The 878-nt window shown below is 38.4% G+C and carries 1 protein-coding gene and 1 pseudogene; both read right to left on the bottom strand.

Going from position 1 to position 878, the window contains the following annotated elements; all coding sequences use genetic code 11:
* On the bottom strand, nt 1-390 hold a 390-nt coding region (locus tag DA100_RS21140), incomplete at its 3' end, for a hypothetical protein (protein ID WP_206208561.1).
* 378 nt (nt 391-768) lie between these two features.
* Nucleotides 769-878: pseudogene (locus tag DA100_RS08370) on the bottom strand (IS630 family transposase); the annotation flags it as partial.

Raw genomic sequence — 878 nt, 5'->3', positions numbered from 1 at the left:
TATCACAGCCCTCAATGCATGGCACGCGGCACCGATAACACATAAGTTATTATTTGTTGCAACATTTAGCTCTCGAAAATGTTGAGCCGCACATTCCCAAGAAATATATTCATTTGTTTTACAAACTAGCAACCCTTGTTCACTACAACCATGCATATCTATGTGAACCATCGGTTTCATATTTCTATCCCTTGCATTGTTAACCAACTCAATGAATATAGATTCAAAATCGAGTTTTGAATCTATATTCACAACTTGAAAACCGAAACCAAGTAACTCTGATTGTAGCCTTAAGTCTTCTACCATACGATTCGTTGGTCCATCTTCCCCAACTCTTGTGCTCGTTAACCAAATTACAGAATTACAAGAAAATCCAGAGTCTATCATCATATTTGAAGTACCAATCTATCATTTACACCTAACGCCAAATTAAGTAGTGAGCAACGTTGCCATCTACCTAAAGCATTGTGCCGTAAACACTAAAGCTGATTCAAACCAAAAGTGCCAAGCGTTGCGAATCTGCTTAAATTTATTGTTAGGCGCATTGGGTTTCGATGCTATCTAAAATGTGTAACACGTCTTCAGCGAAAAGCTCTAATACGATATCCATTGTCCAAGATTTCTTGAACTCCGCACCCTTAAACTGGATGCAGATCTTACAATCCTCTCGCATCATGACTGATGGTAAAATTGGCTTACTTACAGTATCTGCATGTATGATTTTGTCACATACTTGTTTCAAGGTAACGGGCCTACATATATACCCAATCAACTTGAAAATGCAGTCTTGAGTACCTGAAAATTATCATTGATTCGAGACGTCAGTGAACCTGCGATCTCTGGAAGAGTCACAGTAAAAAATTGATCGATGGCTTCCT

Origin of the sequence: Vibrio sp. Hep-1b-8 (genome assembly GCF_006124995.1) — a bacterium.
Taxonomy (GTDB): Bacteria; Pseudomonadota; Gammaproteobacteria; order Enterobacterales; family Vibrionaceae; genus Vibrio.
This window is presented reverse-complemented; position numbering and strand designations above follow the sequence as displayed.